The organism is uncultured Oceanicoccus sp. (genome assembly GCF_963968385.1).
In the GTDB taxonomy this organism is placed as follows: domain Bacteria; phylum Pseudomonadota; class Gammaproteobacteria; order Pseudomonadales; family Dasaniaceae; genus Oceanicoccus.
Genome location: NZ_CAXAHB010000098.1, coordinates 1 through 4,961 on the forward strand (window position 1 = coordinate 1; position 4,961 = coordinate 4,961).

General features: G+C 45.7%; 6 protein-coding genes. All 6 read right to left on the bottom strand.

Features of this window, described 5'->3' with window-relative positions; translation table 11 throughout:
• Positions 1-414: 414 nt before the first annotated feature.
• Positions 415-1,173: an energy transducer TonB gene (locus tag AACP44_RS08415; RefSeq protein ID WP_339340083.1), complete on the bottom strand. Its 759-nt coding sequence runs from the start codon at positions 1,171-1,173 to the stop codon at positions 415-417.
• Entirely contained in the window at positions 1,170-1,547 is a 378-nt protein-coding gene (locus tag AACP44_RS08420; protein WP_339340084.1) for a biopolymer transporter ExbD, read from the bottom strand. The genes AACP44_RS08415 and AACP44_RS08420 overlap by 4 nt, the downstream gene beginning before the upstream one ends.
• On the bottom strand, positions 1,534-1,980 hold the full coding sequence (exbB, locus tag AACP44_RS08425; protein ID WP_339340085.1) for a TonB-system energizer ExbB: 447 nt from the start codon (positions 1,978-1,980) through the stop codon (positions 1,534-1,536). Before exbB ends, AACP44_RS08420 begins: the two co-directional genes overlap by 14 nt.
• A gap of 299 nt (positions 1,981-2,279) precedes the next feature.
• Positions 2,280-2,435 carry a hypothetical protein gene (locus AACP44_RS08430; RefSeq protein ID WP_339340086.1) on the bottom strand — a complete coding sequence of 52 codons (156 nt, stop codon included), beginning with the start codon at positions 2,433-2,435 and terminating at the stop codon, positions 2,280-2,282.
• Positions 2,436-2,546: 111 nt separating this feature from the next.
• A complete protein-coding gene (locus AACP44_RS08435; RefSeq protein ID WP_339340087.1) occupies positions 2,547-3,512 on the bottom strand; it encodes an alpha/beta hydrolase in 966 nt (321 codons plus the stop codon).
• Between the two features lie 67 nt (positions 3,513-3,579).
• On the bottom strand, positions 3,580-4,961 hold a 1,382-nt coding region (locus tag AACP44_RS08440), incomplete at its 5' end, for an NAD(P)/FAD-dependent oxidoreductase (protein ID WP_339340088.1).

Below are 4,961 nucleotides of genomic sequence, written 5' to 3' on the forward strand. Positions count from 1 at the left end.
TCATAGATATAAGTATCCTGTGTAGCCGAGTAAGTGGCAGCTTGAACTAGGCTGGAACCCATCAATAATGTGGCACAGGCCACGGAGCCAGCCATAGCTGTTTTTAACAATTGCTTAGTCATAACGCACCTCGAGGTTATTAAAAAATTATTAGTTATCCGCACATAGCTGACTAACAGCAATATGCAAACCACACCCAGTCCACAGTCGAATTTGCGGACAGGTGTTAGCGTAAAATAAGGGGCTGGCTTACCGAGAAGAACGGGTGGCTGGCAAATAGCGTTTCTAAGAGGGAGCTTCGAAAACAACTATTTAATGGTTAATCGCCGTCGATATCGACAAGGATAAAACTCATTAATGAGAATAATACTCATTTACAATTGAATATTCAAGTGAATTTTTTACAATTTCTATCTATATGGACAACAAACTGAACTCAACCGGAATGCGCATTGGCCACTGGTTGCGGTTTAGCTCATCGGGGATGGGCCTGAACTGCCGTAGCGCCTGCACTGCTTGCAGAGCGGCGTTATCCAACAACTCCACACCAGAGGAGCTTGAAATACTGATATTTTTAATCAAGCCACTAAACTCAATAGTAAAGTCCACTTCAACCAGACCTTCACGCCGCATCCGGCGAGCCTTTTTGGGGTAAAACTTTTTTGCTTCTATAGCAAGCCGTAGGGCTGATTTATAGTCTTCCTCTATTGAACTGAGCAACCCAGGGTCAAGATTGACCCGCTCTCCCACCTGTTCAGGGTCTGCTGAAGCCAGCAAGGCCTCCGCTTCGATTGCACTGTCGTCGAGAGGTTCAGTGGCGTCAAACTCAGCGGTATCGGTCTTTGATGGTTCAGCTAATGGATTAGCTTCCGATTCAGGTTTGTCTTTTTCTTCAACCGGTTTTGCGACTGGGACTTTAACCGATTTATCCGGTATAGACCGAGTTTCCACCGGCAGCATTTCAGCATGCACTTGTGCATGAGTAACCGGTTTGTTGGCTGGCTTTTTAGCTATGGGCTGCGACGTAAACATTGATAAAGTCAGTGGCACCTCCGCCGGAGCTTGTAACGATGGAGCTTGCCCCCAACCACCAACTAACATGAATACCAGCAGGCTAATATGCAATAGCGCCGAAATAGAAAAACCGACAGCACTATGTCGACTGAAACTCATAGCGCATCACTGGTTAGAATCGATAACGAAGCCAATTGCTGCTGCTTTAACTGGTCAACCACCGCTACAAAACGATCAAAGGAAGCCTCTCGATCCACTCTAAATACAATCGGCGTCGTCTTGTCCAACTCACTAAGGCGCGATTCCAACTCTTGTGTATTAATCGAGTCGTGGTTGAAGTAAAGACCACTGGGGTGAGTCAAAGATAACTCCACGCCCTGCTGATTAGAGGCCGCAACGGCTGATTCTGCGACAGGCAAATCAATTTCTATCTGGCGACTCGAAACAAAGCTAGCAGTGGTTAGTACAATCGCCAGCAACACCAGCATAATATCGATAAACGGAATCATATTGATGCTATCAAAGCGTTTCACTGGGACTTACCTCATCAAAACAGCTTTTCCACTCTGCCAATAAAACCTCAACCCTTCGCAATAAAGCGTTATAGAAAATCATCGCTGGAATAGCCACAAACAAACCCATGGCTGTGGCCTTTAGCGCTAGTGCCAACCCCACCATAATCGACTGAGTATCGATATTGCCGCTATTACCGATATCGTCAAAGGTGACCATAATGCCAAAGACTGTACCCAACAAACCGATATAGGGCGCATTGGCTGCCACAGAAGAAATCAGTGTGAGGTGTTGGGTCAGGTTAACCTGCAAATCCTCAAAACTGACGAACTGACTGACTCTTACCGAGCGATAATACAGATACCGCTCAATGCTAAACCCAACCACAAACAGGCTCATGACACCCAATATGCCGATCACCCCATAATCTAAATAATGCTTTATAAATTCCATTGCGCTCGCCTGACTTTGTCTAAATCGGCGCAGAGAATAGAAAATTTTATTTGTAAATGCAAATCATTATCATTACTATTAGCTAATAATCATACCCTTAGGATGGTTGATCACCAGCTGATCGATCGGCAGGTTAACGGGGGTAAACAAAACAGGTAACACATTTTGACGCAGCCAGCCAATACTACCAACCAAAAACGGACAGCACAAAAACGCTCTAATACGGCCAACCAACGGATTAACTCTGCAAAGCTATTTGCAGGAAACCATACTCTGACCATCGAACATGAAGGGCAAGACTACATACTGCGAGTAACCAAATCCGGCAAGCTGATTCTAACCAAGTGATTAACAAGCTCTCCCTCTAGACACTCATTCAAACCATGCCTGAAGTCATTAAACACCAATGACGATAAACTGCGCAAACAACTAACTATGCTGCGTAAATTCATCATGTAAAACTGTGGTGATAGCTAGGAGGTTATGTGAGTAAAAAAAGAAATTACTTTTTACCGGGCCGTTGCAAGCTATATATCGCAACAGCGAAAATTAACGATAGCGCAGCCCTAGTGTATAGCACGTATCGTTTCCGGCTGCTCAAGGCTGATAAAGTGATTGGTGCCAACAGTTTGGATAATTGTCAGGCCACTATTGCGCGCCCGACCCTGCTTTGCACTGGATTCCATAGTGGCCATGTCCAAAGTGTTATCGCGCTCACCGATTAACAAAGTCAGTGAGGAGTAATTCTCATAGAGATCAAAGCCCATGGTGCGCTGCCACGTATAAATGGATTTTATATTACTAACACAAGTGGCATAGTTTCGGGCGGTACTGAAGATAGAGATTAACAGTTCGGTTTTCAGCGCATTGGTAGGTCGCATCATAGGAAGTTTCAGTAAGCGCTGTTGGCTCCAGTGACGCGATAAACCAAAGAAAATCGGCAAGAAATAGCAGATAAAAAGGTGCGCAATAGGGTCAGAAGCTCTACCCGAAGCCCGTGCCTGCGGTAGGACAGCGGCTTCCAAAATAGCGCTTACAGACCGCTGGCTCGATTTCATCGCTGCAGGATACTGCCGGCCTGTTTCCAGTACCACAGCACCGCCTCGCGAATGACCATGTAAACAAACCTCTCGCCCATTGGCCAGACGTTCCAGCACAAGCCCCAGATAAAAAGCATCGTGCTCGATAGTCCCTATGGTATAGGGATTTTCCGGCCACTCTAGCTGCGTAACATCAGATACTGGAAATGGACAGTGGTAATTGGCGTTGTTAACGAGAATAAGTTCTGCGTCTTGTTCTTTATAAACATGCTGGAAGTAGCGCATATCTTCAAGAAATCCTGGAAAGCAGAGAATAGTGCGCTGGCTATCGTTTCTAGCCGGTCTGCGGGCGATATAGGTTGCCCCCACCTTCATCAATTCGCCTTCAAACTCACCGGTATAAATCTGCTCTAGATCACACCTAAACCAGTACTCACGGTATGCGTGTAAGGCCAGCAGTAAAACCAGTAATATTAAAACAATCATCGACATCGTTAATTCTTGCCCATTGACCTAGTAGGACTAACTTATTAGATTATGCAGATAACAACGCAGACGTTTACCGAAACTCTAATTCATTGTCATTTAAGCGCCCAAGGCGCAAACTAATAAAATCTTTAATGTAATTTTGATAGATCTTCCATGGTAGTCGGTTCCCCTGCTTGGGGAATAACGCTCTCGAACGCAACACATAACCGGATTCAAAATCCAACAGCGGCATTTCCTCAATATCTTCTTTTAAACGCGGAATGACACAGCTGTAGCCATGCTTTTCCATTTTATTCAGTAATCGAGAAACATACTTGCCGGTTAAATCAACTTTGAGTGTCCAGGATCCATTGGTATAACCCACGGCAAAGGCCATATTCGGCAAATCGGAAAACATCATTCCTCTAAAGACATAATGATCAGCAAAGTCGCACACCTTGCCGTCAACGCTATACTCAACCCCGCCGACAAACTTCAAGTTCAGTCCCGTCGCCAGCACCACAATATCGGCGTTGAGTTGCCTGCCAGATTTTAGCAGGATGCCCTCTTCATTAAATTGATCAATATGATCGGTCACCACTTCGGCACGACCTTCGCGTATGGCAGTAAACAAATCGCCATCAGGAACGGCGCAAATGCGCTGATCCCAAGGTTTATAGTCAGGCGTAAAGTGGGTATCAACATCATAGTCTGGACCCAGTGCTTGGCGCACTCCGTCAAGCAGATAATTTCTTATCTGTTCCGGTTTCTTACGGGATATCTGGTAGAAAAAGATTTGGAATAGCACTTTCCACCAGCGGGTCAGGCGGAAAACCCAACTTTGCGGCAACCATTTACGCAACACCTTGCTCAGGGAAGATTCTTCTGGCGTGCTAGCGATGTAAGTTGGTGAACGTTGCAACATTACCAGACTAGCCGTGTGTTTGGACATCGACGGTATCAGCGTGACTGCGGTAGCACCACTACCAATAACCACAACACGCTTATCTTGATAGGCCAAATCTTCAGGCCAATGCTGGGCATGCAAGACTTGACCCTTAAAGGTATCGATACCAGCAAATTCAGGGGTATAACCCTGTTCGTAATCGTAATAGCCACTACAATTTAAAATAAATTTGCAGCTTATCGTCACTTGCTCACCACTACCACCGCGCTCAGCGGTCACCAACCAGCGATTATCAGCCGATGACCAATGAGCGCAGACTACCTTGTGCTGATAGCGAATATGACGCTCTACATCATATTCTGCAGCTGCTTCACGAATATAACTGAGAATCTTGTGGCCATCAGCAATGGCAGACTTGTCGGTCCACGGCTTGAAACCATAGCTAAAGGTATACATATCGCTATCGGACCGGATACCCGGGTAGCGGAATAAATCCCAAGTACCACCACTCACAGCACGAGACTCAAGGATCATAAAACTTTGATTCGGACTGTTACGACGCAACT